General features: G+C 63.4%; 21 protein-coding genes and 1 other RNA gene. 13 read left to right on the plus strand and 9 right to left on the minus strand.

Features of this window, described 5'->3' with window-relative positions; all coding sequences use genetic code 11:
- Positions 1-61 precede the first annotated feature (61 nt).
- Positions 62-634: a 5-formyltetrahydrofolate cyclo-ligase gene (locus tag C1A35_RS11815; RefSeq protein ID WP_104664513.1), complete on the minus strand. Its 573-nt coding sequence runs from the start codon at positions 632-634 to the stop codon at positions 62-64.
- A 349-nt stretch (positions 635-983) separates the two neighbouring features.
- Between C1A35_RS11815 and C1A35_RS11820 the strand changes: the two genes are divergently transcribed.
- Positions 984-1,193, plus strand: coding sequence for a hypothetical protein (locus C1A35_RS11820; RefSeq protein ID WP_065778769.1), 210 nt, complete (start codon positions 984-986; stop codon positions 1,191-1,193).
- A gap of 19 nt (positions 1,194-1,212) precedes the next feature.
- On the opposite strand, the gene C1A35_RS11825 is transcribed toward C1A35_RS11820, so the two are convergent.
- Positions 1,213-1,437 carry a hypothetical protein gene (locus C1A35_RS11825; protein ID WP_158665053.1) on the minus strand — a complete coding sequence of 75 codons (225 nt, stop codon included), beginning with the start codon at positions 1,435-1,437 and terminating at the stop codon, positions 1,213-1,215.
- Between the two features lie 98 nt (positions 1,438-1,535).
- Here C1A35_RS11825 and C1A35_RS11830 point away from each other — a divergent pair, with 98 nt between their 5' ends.
- Positions 1,536-2,417 carry a LysR family transcriptional regulator gene (locus C1A35_RS11830; protein ID WP_234822851.1) on the plus strand — a complete coding sequence of 294 codons (882 nt, stop codon included), beginning with the start codon at positions 1,536-1,538 and terminating at the stop codon, positions 2,415-2,417.
- A 24-nt stretch (positions 2,418-2,441) separates the two neighbouring features.
- On the opposite strand, the gene ssrS is transcribed toward C1A35_RS11830, so the two are convergent.
- The 3 genes from ssrS to C1A35_RS11845 form a co-directional block, all read right to left on the minus strand.
- A non-coding RNA gene (gene ssrS, locus C1A35_RS11835) (6S RNA) lies at positions 2,442-2,599 on the minus strand.
- Positions 2,600-2,655: 56 nt separating this feature from the next.
- Positions 2,656-3,033, minus strand: coding sequence for a cell division protein ZapA (locus C1A35_RS11840; protein WP_104664516.1), 378 nt, complete (start codon positions 3,031-3,033; stop codon positions 2,656-2,658).
- Positions 3,034-3,044: 11 nt separating this feature from the next.
- The gene (locus C1A35_RS11845) at positions 3,045-3,314 is read right to left on the minus strand and encodes a DUF4164 domain-containing protein (RefSeq protein WP_034806184.1); all 270 of its coding nucleotides are present in this window, start codon (positions 3,312-3,314) and stop codon (positions 3,045-3,047) included.
- A 350-nt stretch (positions 3,315-3,664) separates the two neighbouring features.
- Between C1A35_RS11845 and tkt the strand changes: the two genes are divergently transcribed.
- The 6 genes from tkt (at position 3,665) to C1A35_RS11875 (ending at position 10,941) form a co-directional block, all read left to right on the plus strand.
- Positions 3,665-5,647: a transketolase gene (gene tkt / locus C1A35_RS11850; protein ID WP_104664517.1), complete on the plus strand. Its 1,983-nt coding sequence runs from the start codon at positions 3,665-3,667 to the stop codon at positions 5,645-5,647.
- Between the two features lie 74 nt (positions 5,648-5,721).
- Positions 5,722-6,732 (plus strand): type I glyceraldehyde-3-phosphate dehydrogenase, encoded by a 1,011-nt coding sequence (gene gap / locus C1A35_RS11855; protein WP_104664518.1) that lies wholly within the window; start codon positions 5,722-5,724, stop codon positions 6,730-6,732.
- A 5-nt stretch (positions 6,733-6,737) separates the two neighbouring features.
- A complete protein-coding gene (locus tag C1A35_RS11860; protein ID WP_104664519.1) occupies positions 6,738-7,328 on the plus strand; it encodes a putative glycolipid-binding domain-containing protein in 591 nt (196 codons plus the stop codon).
- Positions 7,328-8,524 carry a phosphoglycerate kinase gene (locus C1A35_RS11865; RefSeq protein WP_104664520.1) on the plus strand — a complete coding sequence of 399 codons (1,197 nt, stop codon included), beginning with the start codon at positions 7,328-7,330 and terminating at the stop codon, positions 8,522-8,524. The genes C1A35_RS11860 and C1A35_RS11865 overlap by 1 nt, the downstream gene beginning before the upstream one ends.
- A 247-nt stretch (positions 8,525-8,771) precedes the next feature.
- Entirely contained in the window at positions 8,772-9,797 is a 1,026-nt protein-coding gene (locus C1A35_RS11870) for a class I fructose-bisphosphate aldolase (RefSeq protein WP_104664521.1), read from the plus strand.
- 217 nt (positions 9,798-10,014) lie between these two features.
- Positions 10,015-10,941 carry a PhzF family phenazine biosynthesis protein gene (locus C1A35_RS11875; RefSeq protein WP_104664522.1) on the plus strand — a complete coding sequence of 309 codons (927 nt, stop codon included), beginning with the start codon at positions 10,015-10,017 and terminating at the stop codon, positions 10,939-10,941.
- A 122-nt stretch (positions 10,942-11,063) separates the two neighbouring features.
- Here the strand turns inward: C1A35_RS11875 and C1A35_RS11880 are convergent, their stop codons facing one another.
- The gene (locus tag C1A35_RS11880) at positions 11,064-11,615 is read right to left on the minus strand and encodes a TetR/AcrR family transcriptional regulator (protein ID WP_104664523.1); all 552 of its coding nucleotides are present in this window, start codon (positions 11,613-11,615) and stop codon (positions 11,064-11,066) included.
- A gap of 103 nt (positions 11,616-11,718) precedes the next feature.
- Between C1A35_RS11880 and C1A35_RS11885 the strand changes: the two genes are divergently transcribed.
- Complete coding sequence (locus C1A35_RS11885; protein ID WP_104664524.1) at positions 11,719-13,230, plus strand: MFS transporter; 1,512 nt, start codon at positions 11,719-11,721, stop codon at positions 13,228-13,230.
- Positions 13,231-13,273: 43 nt separating this feature from the next.
- Here C1A35_RS11885 and C1A35_RS11890 read toward each other — a convergent pair whose 3' ends face one another.
- Entirely contained in the window at positions 13,274-15,154 is a 1,881-nt protein-coding gene (locus tag C1A35_RS11890; RefSeq protein ID WP_234822852.1) for a TPR end-of-group domain-containing protein, read from the minus strand.
- Between the two features lie 169 nt (positions 15,155-15,323).
- Positions 15,324-15,557 (minus strand): hypothetical protein, encoded by a 234-nt coding sequence (locus C1A35_RS11895; RefSeq protein WP_104664526.1) that lies wholly within the window; start codon positions 15,555-15,557, stop codon positions 15,324-15,326.
- Positions 15,558-15,627: 70 nt separating this feature from the next.
- Between C1A35_RS11895 and C1A35_RS35910 the strand changes: the two genes are divergently transcribed.
- The 4 genes from C1A35_RS35910 (at position 15,628) to rcdA (ending at position 18,123) form a co-directional block, all read left to right on the plus strand.
- Complete coding sequence (locus C1A35_RS35910; protein ID WP_158665054.1) at positions 15,628-15,774, plus strand: hypothetical protein; 147 nt, start codon at positions 15,628-15,630, stop codon at positions 15,772-15,774.
- A complete protein-coding gene (locus tag C1A35_RS11900; RefSeq protein WP_104664527.1) occupies positions 15,774-17,075 on the plus strand; it encodes an MFS transporter in 1,302 nt (433 codons plus the stop codon). The genes C1A35_RS35910 and C1A35_RS11900 overlap by 1 nt, the downstream gene beginning before the upstream one ends.
- A complete protein-coding gene (locus C1A35_RS11905; protein WP_104664528.1) occupies positions 17,062-17,250 on the plus strand; it encodes a DUF1192 domain-containing protein in 189 nt (62 codons plus the stop codon). The genes C1A35_RS11900 and C1A35_RS11905 overlap by 14 nt, the downstream gene beginning before the upstream one ends.
- A 354-nt stretch (positions 17,251-17,604) precedes the next feature.
- Entirely contained in the window at positions 17,605-18,123 is a 519-nt protein-coding gene (gene rcdA / locus C1A35_RS11910) for a protease adaptor protein RcdA (protein ID WP_104664529.1), read from the plus strand.
- Positions 18,124-18,643: 520 nt separating this feature from the next.
- Here rcdA and rpmE read toward each other — a convergent pair.
- Positions 18,644-18,865 (minus strand): 50S ribosomal protein L31, encoded by a 222-nt coding sequence (gene rpmE / locus C1A35_RS11915; RefSeq protein ID WP_034806140.1) that lies wholly within the window; start codon positions 18,863-18,865, stop codon positions 18,644-18,646.
- Between the last annotated feature and the right edge of the window lie 206 nt (positions 18,866-19,071).

The following is a 19,071-nucleotide window of genomic DNA, read 5'->3' on the forward strand; positions in this document are numbered from 1 at the left end:
TTTCGGATCTGGCTGCCTCGACTAAGGAACAGCAGCCCCGTTTGCCGGTGTCGGCGATGACCTAGAAGTGCCGGAAACCGCTTTCGGTGAGCACCGCATCCAGCGCCACGTCGTGCGGTTCGGATGGCACGGCGTCCACTTCCTGGCAGTCGAAGGCGATGCCGATCAGCTTCGGCAGATGTCCCTTGTTGCGCAGCCGGTCGATGGCGCGGTCGTAATAGCCGGCACCGTAGCCGATGCGGTGACCGGTCGCGTCGAAGGCCGAAAGCGGCACGAGCATGATATCCGGGTCGAGCACCGGCGCCTCGGGGCCAGGGCCGGTCGTGCCGAAACCGGTGGCGATGATGTCGATGCCATCGAGCAACTCGCGAAAGACGATGGTCTGCTTGTCCATGATGACGGGCAGGCAGAGCCGGGCGCCGCGGCTCTTCAGCCGCGCCATCAGCGGCCGGATGTCGACCTCGGAGCGGATCGGCCAGAAGCCGGAAACGATGTGCCCCGGATCGAGCGCGATGACGTCGCCCGCGTGATCGGCCATCGTCAGGCTCGCCTCGATCCGTATCTCTGCGGGCATCGCATCGCGCAATGCCAACCGCTCCTTGCGTAGCGCCGCCTTCAAATCCTTCGGTGACATCCTGCCTCCCCTGCCTCATGCCATTGTCGCGGACAAAATTTCTTCCCGAAATGGCACAGCCCGTCACTTTCTCGCCGATTCCTCGCTCGATCGCCAGCCTATATACCCGATAGCACCGTCAAGCGCTCACCCGCATCGCCGCTTTTGCCGCGGTTTGCGACAGCAATGCCAGCGCCTTCCCGGTTCGGCACAGGATTAGCGTTCCGTTCATCATGGGCGATGGTTCTGCTTTCGCGGATTGGCGAGCGCATGCAAATAAGGACACGATTTCAAATAATTAGCAGGAACTAATTCCCGTGTTCGATGTATGGACGCGCTCCTGCAGGCAGCAGTGGAAAAGCCGACGTCCATGAAGGACCAGATGAACGAACTCGACCCGTTGGAACTGCGTTGCCTGACGCTCGCCGCCCGCGGCCGCACGCGCCAGGACATGATGCGCGAAACCGATATTCCGCTCGACCGGATCGACCGGGCGCTGGAAGACGCCATGCGCAAGCTGCAGGCCGGCAATCTGGCCGAAGCCGTCTTTCGTGCCGCAAGGCTCGATCTCATCTCGTAAGGATTGGCGCGGGGACTACCTAGAGCATCCAGTGCGACCGATAGATCGCCTGCCCCAAGATCCGCTCCCGCTGCCGAAGGTCGAAGTCCCCTGCCGGGATCCCGACGTCGCGCAGCAGCCGCGGCCTGTCCACCGGCACCTCGGCGGGCGCCTCGACAAACAGCAAATTGGCCGCCCATTGCCTTGCCCGGCGCCTGGCGGCTGCGAATGTGTCGGAAAAGGCGAGAACGGCAAGCACGCTCATGGGACAACTCGGCGCAAGATGATCTGACCGGCCGATTTTCACCCTCGCATTGACATCTGACAAACGAATTGCAAGCATGGCTGTCATCAGAAAATCTGATGGTTGATACCATGCCTCTTCCCCTCGACAGCGATCTGCTCAGGACTTTTCTCGCGGTTGTCGATACCAACAGCGTCACCCGCGCCGCCGACATCGTCGGGCGCACCCAATCGGCCGTCAGCATGCAGATCCGCAAGCTCGAGGATGTGCTAGGAGACGCCCTGTTCGAGCGCCATTCGCGCGGCGTCGTCCTGACGCCGCAGGGGCTGCGGCTCGTCGACAATGCACGGCGCATTGTGACCCTGCTCGACGACACCGCCGCCGCCCTGCGCCAGCCGGCGCTCGACGGTGCGGTCCGGATCGGATTGCCGGAGGAATACATCAACTCCACCTTGCCCAAGGCGCTCGGCAGTTTCGCCGCCATCCACCCGGGCGTCGAAGTGACCGTGCAGCAGGGCGCGTCGATGACCAATGTCGCGGCGCTGGAAGCGGGCGAGATCGACCTTGCCGTCGTCTTCGAGCCCGGCGGAAAGACGAGGAACGAAGTGCTGATGATGGATCCGACCGTCTGGGTGACGTCGGAGCAGCACCGCACCGACGAGCGCCGCCCGGTACCGATCGCGACCTATACCTATCTCGAAGGCGGCTGGTGCGACGACCTCGCCCAGCGCAACTTGAGGAAATGCCGCATCGACAACCGCGTCGCCTATGTCAGCCGCACCAGCGGCGGCCTGATGGCGGCGGTGGTGTCCGGCCTGGCGATCGCGCCGCTTGCCCGCAGCAGCATTCCGGCCGGCTGCCGCGAGCTGACCGCCGATGACGGCTACACCGTGATCGATCACTCGAATGTCGTGCTGCGGATTTCAAAGGCCGGAAACGGCAAGGACCGGATCGTCGAGGCCATGGCCGACGCCATCCGCCGGGCCTTCGCCGGAGACTAAACGACCAACCGAACAGGGGAAGAAGTGCGATCCACACAACCGATGGATAGTTTACGATCCCGGGTGCCTACAAAGTAGGTGGGCGCCGTGTGTCCGAACCCACGGGTCCGGACAGGGACAGCTCCCTTAGGATCGAGTATGGCCCCGGGGATTGTGGTTCCTGTCGGGAAGCGCAGACCGCAGCCGATATATAAAGTGTCTCGGTGCTTCGCGCCAGTGGCTCGCCGACGAAACCTCGTCAGCTCGACGGCGTTGTGGGGCGGCCGTTCAGCTTGGCGGCAATGCCGTGGATCTGTTGCGTCACTTCGCTGAGCGCCGAGGCCAGCGCCTCCTCGTTCTTCATCTGATCCGAAAGAGCGGCGTCGCGACCGTCCGTCAGGTTCCCGACCTCGGCCTCGAGCTTCTTCAGCCGGCGATTGACCTCGCTGAGCTCGTCCATGACCATGATGCCGGCCATGACGGTGAGGCGCAGATCGCCGATCTCGCCAAACTGGCTCTTGAGGTGTCCGACATACTGATCGAAATTGGTGGCAAGCTCGATCAGATGATCTTCCTGCCCTTCCTCGCAGGCCATGCGATAGGCCTTGCCGTCGATCGAAACTGTCACCTGCGCCATGTCGCTTGTTCCTAGCGGTCGAGCACCGCCCGAATGGTTTCCATCGCCGTCACGAGGCGACGGGAAACCTCGCGGTTGACCTCCTCGAGCCGGTTTGCCCGGAACTGCGACTGGTCGAGCTCCTGCGCCAGCCGCGACCGGTCGGTGTTGACGCGTCGCACCTCGCCCTCGAACTCGCTGAAGTCCCGCTCCCTGTCAAACCGACCGTCGATCGCATTCTCCAGGGATTGCACTGCATTTCGCAGTTCGTCGATCGCCGCTTTGACAGTCTTTGCCGGCATGTGTTCCGAATACCTCGCCCGTGAGGCCGAATCGCCCGAATCCCGTCCGCCGCTTCGGCTCGATCTTTTTTAAACCTATTACGTAAGTCTCAACAATGCCAAGTACTGCAAACAACAGCGGAAGCTGTGGATGGATTGCGTAGCCGGCTTTCCTCAACGGCAGTGCGATAGGCTTGTTGCAATGCGGGACAAGCTCCGGAACGGGGCCCGGAGCAGCCTGCCGTCAAATGGCCGCGGAAGCCCCGTATTTGTTGACTCGCACGGCGCACCTGCTATGTGTCAGCCGCTTCTTGCGCGGTCTTTGGAGGATAGAGACCGTTCCCTGACCACCGAACGCAAACGGAACAGTCATGATCTCTCGCGAAAAACACGACCGGATGGCGAATGCGATCCGTTTCCTCTCCATGGATGCCGTCGAGAAGGCAAATTCCGGCCACCCTGGCCTGCCCATGGGTGCAGCCGACATAGCGACAGTCCTCTTTACGCGCTATCTGAGCTTTGACCCCAAGAACCCCTCCTGGCCGAACCGCGACCGCTTCGTGCTGTCGGCAGGCCATGGCTCGATGCTGCTCTATTCGCTGCTCTATTTGACCGGCTACGAAGACATCTCCATCGACGAGATCAAGAACTTCCGCCAGCTCGGCGCCCGCACCGCCGGCCACCCGGAATATGGCCATGCTGCCGGCATCGAGACGACCACCGGTCCGCTCGGCCAGGGCATCGCCAACGCCGTCGGCATGGCGATCGCCGAGCGCAAGCTGCGCGACGAGTTCGGCTCCGACCTGATGGAGCACTATACGTATGTGCTCGCCGGTGACGGCTGCCTCATGGAAGGCATCAGCCAGGAAGCGATTTCGCTCGCCGGCCACCTGAAGCTCAACAAGCTGATCGTCTTCTGGGACGACAACAACATCTCGATCGACGGCCCGATCTCGATCGCCGACTCGACCGACCAGCACGCTCGCTTCCGCGCCAGCAACTGGAACACCATTGCCGTCGACGGCCACGACCCGGACGCGATCGCCGCTGCGATCGACCAGGCCCAGAAGTCCGACAAGCCGACGATGATCGCCTGCAAGACGACGATCGGCTTCGGCGCACCGAACAAGGCCGGCACCCACAAGGTCCACGGCTCGCCGCTCGGCGCCGAGGAAATCGCCGCCACCCGCAAGGCGCTCGGCTGGGAAGCCGAAGCTTTCGTCGTTCCCTCCGACGTGCTCGACGCCTGGCGTCTGGCCGGCCTGCGCTCGACCAAGGCGCGCAAGGAATGGGAAGACCGCCTGGAAAAGAGCGAGGCCGAGAAGAAGGCCCAGTTCGTTCGCCGCTTCTCCGGCGAACTCGAAGGCCGTCTGTCTTCCGCCATCGACGACTACAAGAAGAAGCTCGCCGAAACCAAGCCGTCGCCGGCAACCCGCAAGGCTTCCGAGGACGCGCTCGAAGTCATCAACGGTGTTCTCGCCGAAACCATTGGTGGCTCGGCTGACCTCACCGGCTCGAACAACACCAAGACGAGCCAGACCAAGTCGATCACGCCTGACGATTTCTCCGGCCGCTACATCCACTGGGGCGTGCGTGAACACGGCATGGCCGCTGCCATGAACGGCATGGCGCTGCATGGCGGCGTCATCCCCTATTCGGGCGGCTTCCTGATCTTCTCGGACTACTGCCGTCCGTCGATCCGCCTGGCCGCTCTGATGGGCATCCGCGTCATCCACGTGCTGACGCACGATTCCATCGGCCTTGGCGAAGACGGCCCGACGCACCAGCCGGTCGAGCATATGGCAGCACTGCGCGCCATCCCGAACCTCTTGATGTTCCGCCCGGCCGACGCCACGGAAACGGCCGAGTGCTGGCAGCTGGCGCTCGAAAGCCACAACCGTCCGTCCGGCATCGCGCTGACCCGCCAGAACCTGATGGCCGTTCGCACCGAGTATGAGGAAGAGAACCTCTGCGCCCGCGGCGCCTACGATCTGATCTCGGCCGCCGACGCCAAGGTCACGATCTTCGCGACCGGCTCGGAAGTCGAAATCGCCGTCAAGGCCTGCCAGACGCTGACCGCCAAGGGCATCTCGACCCGTGTCGTCTCCGTCCCCTGCTTCGAGCTTTTTGCCGAGCAGAGCGAAGACTACCAGCAGGCGATCATCGGCAATTCGCCGGTCAAGATCGCCGTCGAGGCCGGCATCCGTCAGGGCTGGGATCACTTCATCGGCAGCGATGGCACCTTCATCGGCATGTCGTCCTTCGGCGCTTCCGGCCCCTATAAGGAGCTTTACAAGCACTTCGGCATCACGCCCGAGGCGGTGGTCGCCGCTGCGGAAACGAAGCTCGCCTGATCAATCTGCGGGGCGCGCCGGAAGGTGCGCCCCGCTTTTTTTCGTACCACGTCATTCAGACAGGGAGAGACCCCATGACAGTGAAAGTCGCCATCAACGGTTTTGGCCGCATCGGTCGCAACGTGCTCCGCGCCATCGTCGAATCCGGCCGCACCGACATCGAAGTCGTTGCGATCAACGACCTCGGCCCCGTTGAGACCAACGCTCACCTGCTGCGCTATGACTCGATCCACGGTCGTTTCCCGGCCGAGGTCAAGGTCGAAGGCGACACGATCACCATCAACGGTGGCAAGCCGATCAAGGTGACCGCGATCAAGGATCCGGCAACGCTGCCGCACAAGGAACTCGGCGTCGACATCGCGATGGAATGCACCGGCATCTTCACCGCCCGCGACAAGGCTGCAGCCCACCTGACGGCCGGCGCCAAGCGCGTCATCGTTTCGGCTCCGGCCGACGGCGCCGACCTGACGGTCGTCTACGGCGTCAACCACGACCAGCTGACCAAGGACCACCTGGTCATCTCCAACGCATCCTGCACGACGAACTGCCTGGTTCCGGTCGTCAAGGTCCTGAACGATGTCATCGGCATCAACCATGGCTTCATGACCACGATCCACTCCTACACCAACGACCAGCCGTCGCTCGACCAGATGCACAAGGATCTGTACCGCGCCCGCGCTGCCGCTCTGTCGATGATCCCGACCTCGACCGGTGCCGCCAAGGCCGTTGGCCTGGTTCTGCCGGAACTGAAAGGCAAGCTCGACGGCACGTCGATCCGCGTCCCGACCCCGAACGTCTCGGTCGTCGACTTCAAGTTCGTCGCCAAGCGCAACACCTCGGTCGAGGAAATCACCAACGCCATCAAGGCTGCCGCCAACGGCGCGCTGAAGGGCGTTCTCGGCTACACGGAAGAGCCGCTCGTTTCGCGCGACTTCAACCATGACAGCCACTCCTCGATCTTCGCGATCGACCAGACCAAGGTCGTCGAAGGCAACTTCGTGCGTATCCTCACCTGGTACGACAACGAGTGGGGCTTCTCGAACCGCATGGCCGACACGGCGATCGCCTTCGCCAAGCTCATCTAAGACAGATGTTTCGCGCCCTCTCCTCAACGACGGTCCGCTGGCGTCCGCTGGAAGGGGAAGGGCTCGAACACCTGACGCTGACGAAAATCGAAACAACCGACGGCGCGGTCATCCGCGCCGTTGGCGTTCTGATCGGCAGCCGCGGCGGCACGCCCTATGGCGTGCGCTACCGGATCGACTGTGACGACGGCTGGCACGTTCGCAAGCTGATGATCGACACGACCGACGGCCGCAGCCTGCATCTGCGCTCGGACGTGCCGGGACAATGGCTGACGGCGCGAGGCCTCCCCCTCCCCGAGTTCGACGGCTGCATCGACATCGACCTCGCCGGAACGCCCTTCACCAACACGCTGCCGATCCGCCGCCTCAAGCTCGATCGCCAGTCCGGCACCGCCAGGCTGAAGATGCTCTACGTGCCGTTCGACACGTTCGAACCCGTGGTCGACGGCCAGCACTACACCTGCCTCGATGATTTCAGGCTCTACCGCTACGAGGCCGAGGACCGCAGCTTTAGAGCGGACCTGCCCGTGGACGAGGACGGCCTCGTCATCGACTATCCCACCCTTTTCCAGAGACTATCACCGGAGACCATCTGATGACTTTCAAGACCCTCGACGATCTGACCGACATCGCCGGCAAGCGCGTGCTGGTGCGCGTCGACCTCAACGTACCGGTCAAGGACGGCGTGGTGACGGACGCAACCCGCATCGAGCGCGTCGCCCCGACCATCCGCGAACTGTCCGAGAAGGGTGCCAAGGTCATCCTGCTTGCCCATTTCGGCCGTCCGAAGGGTGAGCCGGTCGCGGACATGTCGCTGAAGACGATCGCGACCGCCGTCGAGGACGTGCTCGACCAGCGCGTCCACTTCGGCGCCGACTGCGTCGGCGACAAGGCCAAGAACGCCATCGCCGAGATGAGCGACGGCGACGTGCTGCTGCTCGAAAACACCCGCTTCCACAAGGGCGAGGAAAAGAACGACGCCGAGTTCGTCAAGGCGCTTGCCGCCAACGGCGACATCTACGTCAACGACGCCTTCTCGGCTGCGCATCGCGCCCATGCCTCGACCGAAGGCCTCGCGCACCATCTGCCCGCCTATGCCGGCCGCACCATGCAGGCCGAGCTCGAGGCGCTGGAAAAGGGCCTCGGCCAGCCGAAGCGCCCTGTCGTTGCCATCGTCGGCGGCGCCAAGGTCTCGACCAAGATCGACCTTTTGCAGAACCTCGTGACCAAGGTCGATGCGCTCGTCATCGGCGGCGGCATGGCCAACACCTTCATCGCCGCCAAGGGTGTCAATGTCGGCAAGTCGCTCTGCGAGCATGACCTCGCCGACACCGCCAGGGCGATCATCGCGGCTGCCGACAAGGCCGGCTGCGCCATCGTTCTGCCGGAAGACGGCGTGATCGCCCGCGAGTTCAAGGCCGGCGCCGACAACGAAGTGGTCGACATCAACGCCATCCCCGCCGATGCCATGGTTCTCGACGTCGGCCCGAAGTCGATCGCAGCCGTCAACGACTGGATCTCCAAGGCCGAAACGCTCGTCTGGAACGGCCCGCTCGGCGCCTTTGAAATCGCTCCCTTCGACAAGGCGACCGTCGCCGTTGCCAAGCATGCCGCCGCCCGCACCCGCCAGGGTTCACTGGTCTCGGTAGCCGGTGGTGGCGACACGGTTGCGGCGCTCAACCATGCCGAAGTCGCCGACGATTTCAGCTATGTCTCGACCGCCGGCGGCGCGTTCCTCGAGTGGATGGAAGGCAAGCCGCTCCCGGGCGTCGACATCCTGAAGCAGAAGTAAGCCTTACAGTTGGCGCGCGGCACAACCGCCGCGCGCCAGTCTTTCAAGAAAAAATCGTTACTATTCAATCGATTAAAAAATTTTAAATCGTTTCAGTCGCTTTTCTTGCCATTTTCCTGGACAATTTCGCCTGTTACTCGCGCCCTCGTTTGGAGCGTGGCGGCCGCCCAGTGCGCCGTCGGTCCGAAGCTGTTTGTTTCAGTACCCGCCTGATCCTGACGATCGGCGTTGTCTAGGGAGAAAAAGCATGACGGAAAGATTGGAAGACATCGCTGTCGCCATGGTCGCTAACGGCCGGGGCCTGCTTGCCGCCGACGAGTCGACGGCCACAATCAAGAAGCGTTTCGATACGATCGGCCTAGAATCCACCGAGACCTCCAGGCGCGACTACCGCGAGATGCTGCTGCGCGCCGACAAGGCGATGCGCAAGTATATTTCCGGCGTCATCCTCTATGAAGAAACCCTGTTCCAGCATGCGGTCGATGGCACGCCGCTTGTCGACATCATCCGGGCCGCCGGCTCGATCCCCGGCATCAAGGTCGACGCCGGCGCCAAACCGATGACCAATTTTCCGGCCGAGACGATCACCGAGGGTCTCGACGGCCTCGCCCAGCGGTTGGCGAAGTATTACGAGGCCGGTGCGCGTTTTGCCAAATGGCGCGGCGTGATCGCCATCTCCGATACGCTGCCGAGCCCCGGTGCGGTGCGCGCAAACGCCCATGCGCTTGCCCGCTATGCCGCCCTTTGCCAGGAAGCCGGCATCGTGCCGATCGTCGAACCGGAAGTGTTGATGGACGGCGCGCCGGGCGACCACTCGATCGATCGCTCCGAGGAGGTGACGGAGTGGACGCTGCGCACCACCTTCGAGGAACTGGCGGCCATGCGCGTGAAACTCGAAGGCATGATCCTCAAGCCCAGCATGGTGATCGACGGCAAGAAGGCGCGCAAGGCGTCCGTCGCCGAAGTGGCCGAGCGCACCATCCGCGTGCTGAAGCGCACGGTGCCTTCGGCGGTGCCGGGCATCGCCTTCCTCTCCGGCGGCCAGTCAACCGAAGAGGCGACGGCCCATCTCTCGGCGATGAACGCCAGCCACGACCTGCCGTGGAAGCTCACCTTCTCCTATGGCCGCGCCCTGCAGCAGGAGGCGCTCAATGCCTGGCACGGCAAGGCCGACAACATCGCCGCCGGCCAGCGCGCCTTCGCCCATCGCGCCGAAATGTGCAGCCTTGCGGCCAAGGGCACGTGGAAGAAGGATCTGGAGAAAGCCGCCTGAGCCAGGCGGGGCAGACAATGACAAAGGGGCCCCAACGGGCCCCTTTCTTTTCCCTGGCTGGGACCGTTTGCCGGAGCCTTCACGGAACCGGCGGAGAGACATGAGCTGCAGGCCCGCCCCGATCGAACTTGTCACGGAGACAAGTTGCAGCCTTTGCCCCTTGGAGAGGCTGGAATAAGCCTTGGCTTCGCAGCCAACTCCAGCGAAAGCCGAGACCATGACCGCTCCCCGATCCGTCGCCTACGTCACCGTCGATGTGTTTACATCCGAGCGTTTTGCCGGCAACCAGTTGGCCGTCATGCCCGACGCGCGCGGCCTGAGCGACCGAGAGATGCAGGCGATCGCGACCGAATTTGGCTACTCCGAAGTCACCTTCGTGCTGCCGCCGCGCGACCTCGCCAACACGGCCGAAGTCCGGATCTTCACACCGACGACGGAAATCCCCTTTGCCGGCCACCCGAATGTCGGCACCGCCTTCGTGCTCGGCCGACAGAAGGAAATCTTCGGCCGCGCGCCCGGCGACGTCCTGCGCTTCGAGGAAAAGGCGGGCCTGGTCGAGGCGACGTTGCTGAGGGAAAAGGGCGAGGTTATCGGCGCCAGCATCGTCGTTCCGCGCGGATTGGCCGTCGGCCCTGAGATCGACGCAGACACGATCGCGGCCTGCGCTTCACTTGCCGCCGACGCCGTCAGCACACGCGTCCATGCGCCGACCCGCCTGTCCGTCGGTCTGCCCTTCGCCGTCGCCGAGATCAGCGATATCGCGACGCTCTCGTCGGCCAGGCCCAACGTCACCGCATTCCAGGCGGCCAATCAGCGCTACAAACCCGAGGAAGACAGTTTCAGCCTGTTCCTCTACGCTCGCTCGAAAGAGGCGCCGTGGCAGGTCCGGGCGCGCATGTTCGCACCGCTCGACAATGTCAACGAGGACCCGGCAACCGGCAGCGCCTCGGCAGCGCTTTCCGCCTATCTCGTCTCGCTCATCCCCGAAGAGGGTATCGATGTCGAAATCACTATCGAGCAGGGTGTGGAGATGGGCCGCCGCAGCCTCATCGGGGCAAGTGTCCGAAAGCAGGGTGGCGTCGTTCGGAAGGTCAGCCTTTCCGGCCATTGCGTCAGCGCCATGCGCGGGCTGGTCGACCTCTAAAGCGCGTCGCGATCTCTCAGATTCGCTCCGTGCGCTTTAAATTATTGATTCAGCGCATGTCGTTATCGCAAAACCGCTGCGCACTTTTGCGCGACATGTTCTAGCCTTTCGGCCGACACCGCTCAGGCGCCGTCGGGCTCAGGCAGGAGCTTCAGGATATCGGCGAACATATCCTGCCATTCGGCGTCGTCCATCTCGACGAAGCCGAAGCCGCGCAGCAGGAAGACGCCTTCGCTCGCAAGGAAGGCAAGCCGCGCCTTGCGCCCCTTCTCCGTCGACAGATCGAGACCGTCGAGGCGGGCGCGATACCAGGCGCGGTTCTTGGCCATGTGTTCTTCGCGCTGCAGGAGCGCAGCCATCATGCCCGATGTGCGGGCATTGTCGGCCGTGTTCATTCGGGCCGTCACAGACGCATGGGCGCGCATCGCCTTGACCGGATCAGGATCGTCGCCGCCCTCCGCCGCAACCGCGGTGTCGAACTCGTTGAACCAGCGCTCCATCATCGCGTCGATCAGGCCGTCCTTGTTGCCGAAGCAATACTGCACGCCGCCCTTGGTAATGCCGGAGGCCTTGGCGACGGCATCGATCGTCAGTCCGGCCGCGCCGACGGACCTCACAACCGCCTCCGCCGCGTCCAGAACCTTGTCCCGATCGATTGTTCGTCGCCGTCCCATCTTGACTTCCTATTTCAAATCCATACGTATGTATTTAAATAATGATCCTGATGTTAACAAGACCCTGCCGTCAATTCCCTGTGGGCGGCCACTGAGGTGTACCATGCTTCCGCAAAATCGCTGGCTCATACTCGCCATCGTATCGAGCGCCCTTTTTCTGATCGTCGTCGACATGACGGTGCTCTATACCGCCCTTCCCCGCCTGACCCATGACCTCGGCGCCACCGCGACCGAGAAGCTCTGGATTGTCAACGCCTATGCCCTGGTCGTCGCCGGCCTTTTGCCCGGACTCGGCACGCTTGGGGACCGGCTCGGCCACAAGAAGCCCTTTATCGCCGGTCTTGCGGTCTTCGGCATCGCCTCGCTGATCGCCGCCTATGCGCCGACACCGGCGATCCTGATCGGCGGTCGCGTCCTGCTCGCCGTCGGCGCTGCGCTCATGATGCCGGCGACGCTGTCGATCATCCGGCTCACCTTCACCGACGAGCGCGAGCGGGCGCTGGCGATCGGCGTCTGGGCAGCAATCGCTTCCGGCGGCGCGGCGATCGGCCCGGTGCTCGGCGGCTTCCTGCTCGAATATTTCTGGTGGGGCTCGGTCTTCCTCATCAACGTGCCCGTCGTCGCGATCGCCCTCGTGCTCGGCCTCGTCGTGCTGCCGAACAACGCCGGCAATCCGAAACATCCGTGGGACGCGATCGGCTCGCTGCAGATCATGGTCGGCCTCATCGGCCTTGCCTATGCCGTCAAGGAAACGAGCAAGCGCGAGCCGTCGCTGGAAGCGGGTCTTGCTGCGGCAGTGATCGGCGCGATCGCGCTCTTTCTCTTCGTGCGCCGCCAGCGCCGCAGCCCGCATCCGCTGATCGATTTCAGCCTCTTTCGCAATGCCGCCTTTTCCTCCGGCGTTGCCGCCGCGCTGGTGGCATCCGCCTCGATCGTCGGCATCGAACTGGTGCTGAGCCAGCAGTTGCAGCTGGTCGAGGGCTTTTCGCCGCTCGAGGCCGGTTTCTTCATCCTGCCGATTCCACTTGCGGCCTTCGTTGCGGGTCCGCTGACCGGTACCTTGCTACCGCGCCTCGGCGCCGAGGTGGTGCTGCGCTCGGGCCTCATCCTGGCGGCCCTCGGTCTTGGCGGCTACCTGCTCGTTCATGAGACCGGCGCGATCGCCGAGATCGTCACCCTCGTCGTTCTCGGCCTCGGCATCGGTGCGTCGATGACCGCCGCCTCCAGCGCCATCATGTTCAACGCCCCTCCGGAACGGGCCGGCATGGCCGCGTCGATAGAAGAGGTCTCGTTCGAGCTTGGTGGTGCGATCGGCATCGCGGTGCTCGGCACCGTCATGTCGATCGTCTACACCGCCTTCCTCGTCCTGCCGGAGGGTGCCGCGATCCCGCCGATGGCGCGCGACAGCCTCGACGAAGCCCTGCTTCTCGCCGAGAAGCTGCCGGCGGATGTGGCGCGCGAGCTGGCGACCCGTGCCCGCCTCGCCTTCGAAGGGGCATTTGCCGCTGTCGTGATGGTGGCGACAGTCATGCTGTTCGTGACCGGGGCGGCGATCTGGTGGCTGACGGCCGGGCGCGCCAGCGCCCCTCAAGGATCGCGCCAGGCACACCATTGACCGCAAATCGCGGACCGCCGGGCGGAAGCGACTGTCCGGCGGCTCAGCGCAAGCCCGCCTCGCATTTCGCGATCGCCTCGACCATCGCCTGGAAGCGAACATGATGGCGAACCGCGTCGAGATCGGAATCCTGCTTGAACCAGAGAAGCTGGTAGCACGAGCTCTGCGGCAGCAAGGTTTCGAGAAGGTCGAGCGCCGCGTCGATATCGCCGAGGATGCAGTAGACGCAGGCGGTGTTGTAGCGGGCGACCACGTCGTCGGGATCGATCGCCAGTGCCCGCGCCGCCCACTCCCGCGCCCGGTCGGCCTCGCCCATATGGGCAAGCGCCAGCGCGCCGCGATGCGCCGGTCCTGAGTTCTCGGGATTGAGTTCCAGCGCCCGCTCCGCCCGCGCGATCCCGATGCGCGCCCACTGCGCGCGCTCGGCATCCCTGCCGAGCGTGCGATAGGCGCTCATCAGGTGGATCGGTGACAGGTAATCGTCGGGACGGATGTCGGCGGCGCGCTTGAAGAACTGGATCGCCATTTCGAACGCGCCCTGCATGAACAGGAAGCGGCCATAGTGGAAGTTCGCCTCGTAGAGCCCTGCATCCAGCGCCAGCGCCTGCTCGAACTCTGCGACCGCTTCCTCGCATTGGCCGTCCTGGTGCAGCACGAGGCCGCGGGACGCATGTGCCTCCGCCAGGTTCGGATCGAGTGCCAGCGCCTTGTCGGCCATGGACAGGATGCCCTGCAGCGGGAACTCGTCCTCGTGCCAGTCGCGAAGCGCCGACTCGCAATCGGCAATGCCGGCATAGGCGCGGGCGAAATCCGGATCGAGCTCCACCGCCTTCATGAACATGCGCCGCGCGAGCAGGAGATAGGAGCGCGTCCAGGCATGGGAAAACTGGCGGCCGCGCAGGTAGTAGGTATAGGCCTCCACGCTTGTGGTCGGGTCGCTTTCGATCGCCCGCCTCTCCGCCGGCAACAGCTTGATCCTGAGCTGGTCGACGATCGCATGGGTGATTTCGTCCTGAATGGCGAAGATATCGGTCAGGTCCCGGTCATAGCGGTCGGCCCAGAGATGCGTGCCGGTGAGCGCATCGATCAACTGGCCGGTGATGCGCACCCGCGCGCCCGCCTTGCGCACGCTGCCCTCGAGGATGTAGCGGACGCCCAGTTCCTGGGCCACCTGCTTCACCTTCACCGAGCGCCCCTTGTAGGTGAACACCGTGTTGCGGGCGACGACGTGCAGCTTCGAAATCTTCGAGAGATCGGTGATGATGTCTTCGGTGATGCCGTCGGAGAAATACTCCTGCTCCGGATCATGGCTCATATTGGTGAAGGGAAGCACGCCAACCGAGAGCCCGTAGCCGTCGTCGAGCACCACCGGACACGAGCCGTTCGGCGCCGACGCGACCTTGGTCGGCGCGCCGAGTGCAATCGAATAGACGTGAACCCCGGCGGCGATGTTCTTCAGCGTGTGTTCGCCCTTGTCGATGAAGCCGACATCCAGGCGTGAGCCGACATGATCGCGCACGGATGCCGACACGGCGATGCCCGAAGGCTCGGCGAGGCCCTCGAGACGTGCGGCGACATTGACGCCGTCTCCGAAGATGTCGCCATCCTCGACAATGATGTCGCCGAGGTGCACGCCGATCCTGAGTTCGATACGCTTCAGCGGCGATACGCTTTCGTTGCGCAGAAGCATGCCGCGCTGGATATCGACGGCGCAGGCGACCGCGTGCACGACGCTTGCGAACTCGACCAGGATACCGTCGCCGGTGAGCTTGACGATGCGTCCCTTGTGGCGGCTGATCTTCGGATCGACGAGTTCGCTCTTGTGCCGTTTCATCGCGGCCAGCGTGCCGGTCTCGTCAGCGCCGATCAGGCGACTGTACCCCACGACATCGGCAGCGAGAATGGCGGCAAGCCGGCGTTCCAAGAAACCCTCGAAATCATCTCCCGAATGAAGTGCGCACTTTAGCGCTTTCTTTCCCATCTGTCCTGCGCCCTTTTCTGGTTGAAACGACAGGTTTCGCAACCAAAGTAACGGTGGACCGGTGGCGATGGAGTTCCAAAGGTAACGGGGAGTTGCGTCGCGCGTGCTGGCGCTACGGGCGGATCAGCACCGTGACCATCATCATCACGATGGCGAAGACCGCGACCTTCCAGAAATCGCGACGGTGGCGCAGCCCCGGAATGCCGATCGGCCAGATGAGCTGAACGGCCATGATCAGGAGCAGAAAAAGGGCGATCGCCTTCTGCATGTTGCCCTCGTCTACCGGGAGGCTGCCTCGACCGGCGACGCGTTCGCAAACGCCGGCACTGTTCGTCGCACGCAGCACCGTCTCTCCCAAGGACTAGCGATACGTTGCGCCTAGCAAAAAGGGCTAGTGTTTCCGCGGGCGATTTGCAATGACCGGCCGCCGCATGTTGCGTCATTCGTCTCCGATCGAAGGACAAGACCTGCGGCAACGCCAGGCGCTGCAATCAGAAATCGTCTGGCAATTCACCAGGCACCGCCCTAACTTGCTGACGGCAGAACGAATTTCGGATGAATGATGAGAAATAACCTGCTCCCGGTCGCCGCCCTCCTGCTCGGCACGCTGTTTCTCTTTCTGGGCAATGGTCTGCAGGGACTTCTTCTTCCCGTGCGCGGCACCGCTGAAGGCTATCCCACCACCATCCTCGGCCTGATCGGCACATCCTGGGCTGCCGGCTTCGTTCTCGGCTGTTTCTTCGCCCCCACCGTGGTCAAGCGCATCGGCCACGTGCGCGCCTTCAGCGTCTTTGCCTCGCTCATCGCCATCGTGGCGCTGCTCACCGGCATCCTGATCGATCCGACCTCGTGGCTGATCCTCAGAGCGCTGACAGGTTTTTCAACGGCCGGCACCTCGATGATCATCGAAAGCTGGCTGAACGAGCGCGCGACCAACGAGAGCCGCGGTGTCATCTTCTCGCTCTATATCGCCATCACCCTCTTCGGCGTCGTCGGCGGCCAGATGATGATCCCGTTCGGTGATACGTCGACCACCATCTTCTTCATGATCTGCGGCATCCTCTACTGCGTCGCCATGCTGCCGACGCTTCTGTCCAAGGCCGCCTCGCCGCAGCCGCTGAAGCAGGTACGCCTCGATCTGCGCGGCCTTTACAAGAACTCGCCGGTCTCCTTCCTCGGCATCCTGCTCGTCGGCATCGCCAACGGCGCCTTCGGCACGCTCGGCGCCGTCTTCGGTCGCCAGGCAGGCCTTTCCGACAGCACCGTGGCCGCCATGATGAGCGTGGCGATCTTTGCCGGCGCCGTCATGCAATTGCCGGCCGGCCGCCTCTCCGACCGCATCGACCGGCGCTACGTGCTTGCCGCCCTTGCCGGCATCGGCGCGCTCGCCGGCTTGCTGATCTTCCTGATCGAGCCGAGCCAGGTCTGGATCGTGCTGACGCTGATCGCGATCTACGGTGCTGCGGCCAACGCGCTCTATCCGATCGCCGTGTCGCACGCCAACGACTTCGCGACGGCGGAGGACTTCGTCAAGGTGTCCGGCGGCCTGCTGCTGCTCTACGGCATCGGCACCATCATCGGCCCGACGATCGGCGGTCCGGTCATGACGGCGGCAGGCCCTTATGGTCTGTTCATGATCACCGCCTGCGCCCATATCCTGATCACGGCCTATGCCATTATCCGCAGCCGGATGCGCGCGCCGGTTCCGGTCTCCGACCGCGACGCCTTCTCGCCGGTCAATGCCGTGGCGCCGACGACGCCCGAAAGCCTGCAGCTTTCGCCGCGCGCAGCCCCGCTGGAAGAAGCACGCAACGAGCCGGACAAGCGTCCGGAATGGGAGGACCAGTCGGATGAGCCTGTTTGACGACGATCGGCCGCAGAAGAAGGTGGCCCATGAAATCGGCAGCGATCTCGCGCTGCTGTCGGTCGATGAGCTGACGCAGCGCATCGCGCTCCTGAGCGAGGAGATCACCCGGCTGGAGGCGGAGCGAACACGCAAATCCGCCAGCCGCTCGGCCGCCGAGAACCTGTTTCGCTGATCCGGCGGCACAAGGTCGCACCGCAGCAGAACGGAGCGCACTTAACGCGGCATTAAGCATTATCTGCGATTGTCAGGGCATCCGGAGCTTTCCGGTTTCAGACAATTTCTCCGACTGGCGAATGGGTCTGATTTTTCTCCCTGTTTTACCTTGAGAGCCGCTTTCCGCGGCTCTTTTTTTGTTTTGGCATAGGTTTGTCTAAAGAACTGTGGAGATTAACCCTTTCTTAAGAATGCCCTTGCGCGAAATGCGCTATCGGATCATTCTTCAAGCATAGAGACGGGCAAGGATTTATTTCCCATAACCGTCCGCTACCTGACTGTCGTGATGCGTTTGAACCAGGGAAAACAGGTCATGTCCGAGAGAGGATTGAATACGGTCAGTTTCGCAGGACACGCGGCGTCCTCGGCACAATTCAAGACGCTCTATTCGGAAGGCATGGGACTGGTCGAGGAAACGGCCACCTATCTCGACGGACCCGGCCGCGCCGCCTCCAAGGTCCTGCCGCGCATGGCATCGGTTCTCTATGCGGCTGAATCCATGCGGCTCACCACCCGCCTGATGCAGATGGCCTCCTGGCTGCTCCTGCAGCGCGCCGTCAACAACGGCGAAATGAGCCGCGACCAGGTGATGTCGGAAAAGAGCAAGGTTCGCCTCGACAGCTTCAACGTCGACAAGTCCGCGCCCGGCTGGGCCGAACTGCCGGAATCCTTCCGCGACCTGATCGAGCGCTCGCTGCGCCTGCAGAACCGCGTCGCCCTGCTCGACCGCGAGATCTATCGCCCGAACGAGGCGGCCGCGATCGTCCCGGACAACCAGAACGGCGTCAAGGCGCAGATCAAGCTGCTGCAGACGGCCTTCGGAACGAACTGAGTTCGAACAAACGTTCCAACGGAATTCATGAAGCCCGCCGCACAACCCGGCGGGTTTCGCTTTTGTGAGCGTGGCCCGGCAAGCGGGGCTTCCCCCTCCCCCTGCCTTCGTTTCGATAGAAGCAATGCCGCATCGTGCCGGCGGATGAGGATGGTCGCGGCGTGCCTTCGCCCCAGACCTGAGACTGCTTCATCCTTGGACGCTATTGTCCGAGAGCTTTATGATGCGGATGCCGGCCTTCTCCACCACGACAATCTGAGCGCTTCGCCGCTGCGACGCAGGAAAATCTTGATCGCGTCACACAGGGTGCACCGCCCCTCAGCGCCATCGCCGACTGGCACGACGAACCGCACCGCGAGGCCGTTATGCTGCCCGTCGCTGGAACAGCGATTGAGCACCAATCCCCGCAACGGCTCCACGCGGCGCAATGCCACACACCTCGCCAGGCGCGCGCCGGGACCAAAACGGCAAAAGCCCGGGCCAATGACCCGGGCTTTGAAATTGCCGAAGAGGCGTTCGATTAGAGGCCGAGGCCTTCGAAGCGCTTCTTGAACTTGGAGACGCGGCCGCCGCGGTCCATGAGCTGCTGGTTGCCGCCGGTCCAGGCCGGGTGCGACTTGGGGTCGATTTCCAGGTTCATGGTGGCGCCTTCCGAACCCCAGGTCGAGCGGGTTTCGTATTCGGTGCCGTCGGTCATAACTACCTTGATGACGTGGTAGTCGGGATGGATGTCTGCCTTCATAACGATCTTCCTAGAGTTCCAGGGTCCAATTGTCGCAAGGCATTGCGACTTCGAGACCGAACACGTAAATGAAGCCGCGGACCGGCTGAACGGCCACGGCTTCCCAATTCGATGCCGTGCCTATACATCAAGGTCTGCGGGATAACAAGTGCCGCGCGGAAGACTCATGGGCAAACCCTTCCTCCGTGTTTGGCGAAAGGGGTCAA

The organism is Ensifer adhaerens, assembly GCF_002940685.1.
GTDB classification, from domain to species: domain Bacteria; phylum Pseudomonadota; class Alphaproteobacteria; order Rhizobiales; family Rhizobiaceae; genus Ensifer; species Ensifer adhaerens_E.

What these genes read in the sequence shown, in the direction of transcription:
- C1A35_RS11815 (WP_104664513.1), bottom strand. Translation starts at nt 634, where the DNA reads ATGTCACCGAAGGATTTGAAGGCGGCGCTACGCAAGGAGCGGTTGGCA.
- C1A35_RS11820 (WP_065778769.1), top strand. Translation starts at nt 984, where the DNA reads ATGAAGGACCAGATGAACGAACTCGACCCGTTGGAACTGCGTTGCCTG.
- C1A35_RS11825 (WP_158665053.1), bottom strand. Translation starts at nt 1,437, where the DNA reads ATGAGCGTGCTTGCCGTTCTCGCCTTTTCCGACACATTCGCAGCCGCC.
- C1A35_RS11830 (WP_234822851.1), top strand. Translation starts at nt 1,536, where the DNA reads ATGGTTGATACCATGCCTCTTCCCCTCGACAGCGATCTGCTCAGGACT.
- C1A35_RS11840 (WP_104664516.1), bottom strand. Translation starts at nt 3,033, where the DNA reads ATGGCGCAGGTGACAGTTTCGATCGACGGCAAGGCCTATCGCATGGCC.
- C1A35_RS11845 (WP_034806184.1), bottom strand. Translation starts at nt 3,314, where the DNA reads ATGCCGGCAAAGACTGTCAAAGCGGCGATCGACGAACTGCGAAATGCA.
- tkt (WP_104664517.1), top strand. Translation starts at nt 3,665, where the DNA reads ATGATCTCTCGCGAAAAACACGACCGGATGGCGAATGCGATCCGTTTC.
- gap (WP_104664518.1), top strand. Translation starts at nt 5,722, where the DNA reads ATGACAGTGAAAGTCGCCATCAACGGTTTTGGCCGCATCGGTCGCAAC.
- C1A35_RS11860 (WP_104664519.1), top strand. Translation starts at nt 6,738, where the DNA reads ATGTTTCGCGCCCTCTCCTCAACGACGGTCCGCTGGCGTCCGCTGGAA.
- C1A35_RS11865 (WP_104664520.1), top strand. Translation starts at nt 7,328, where the DNA reads ATGACTTTCAAGACCCTCGACGATCTGACCGACATCGCCGGCAAGCGC.
- C1A35_RS11870 (WP_104664521.1), top strand. Translation starts at nt 8,772, where the DNA reads ATGACGGAAAGATTGGAAGACATCGCTGTCGCCATGGTCGCTAACGGC.
- C1A35_RS11875 (WP_104664522.1), top strand. Translation starts at nt 10,015, where the DNA reads ATGACCGCTCCCCGATCCGTCGCCTACGTCACCGTCGATGTGTTTACA.
- C1A35_RS11880 (WP_104664523.1), bottom strand. Translation starts at nt 11,615, where the DNA reads ATGGGACGGCGACGAACAATCGATCGGGACAAGGTTCTGGACGCGGCG.
- C1A35_RS11885 (WP_104664524.1), top strand. Translation starts at nt 11,719, where the DNA reads ATGCTTCCGCAAAATCGCTGGCTCATACTCGCCATCGTATCGAGCGCC.
- C1A35_RS35910 (WP_158665054.1), top strand. Translation starts at nt 15,628, where the DNA reads ATGACCGGCCGCCGCATGTTGCGTCATTCGTCTCCGATCGAAGGACAA.
- C1A35_RS11900 (WP_104664527.1), top strand. Translation starts at nt 15,774, where the DNA reads ATGAGAAATAACCTGCTCCCGGTCGCCGCCCTCCTGCTCGGCACGCTG.
- C1A35_RS11905 (WP_104664528.1), top strand. Translation starts at nt 17,062, where the DNA reads ATGAGCCTGTTTGACGACGATCGGCCGCAGAAGAAGGTGGCCCATGAA.
- rcdA (WP_104664529.1), top strand. Translation starts at nt 17,605, where the DNA reads ATGTCCGAGAGAGGATTGAATACGGTCAGTTTCGCAGGACACGCGGCG.
- rpmE (WP_034806140.1), bottom strand. Translation starts at nt 18,865, where the DNA reads ATGAAGGCAGACATCCATCCCGACTACCACGTCATCAAGGTAGTTATG.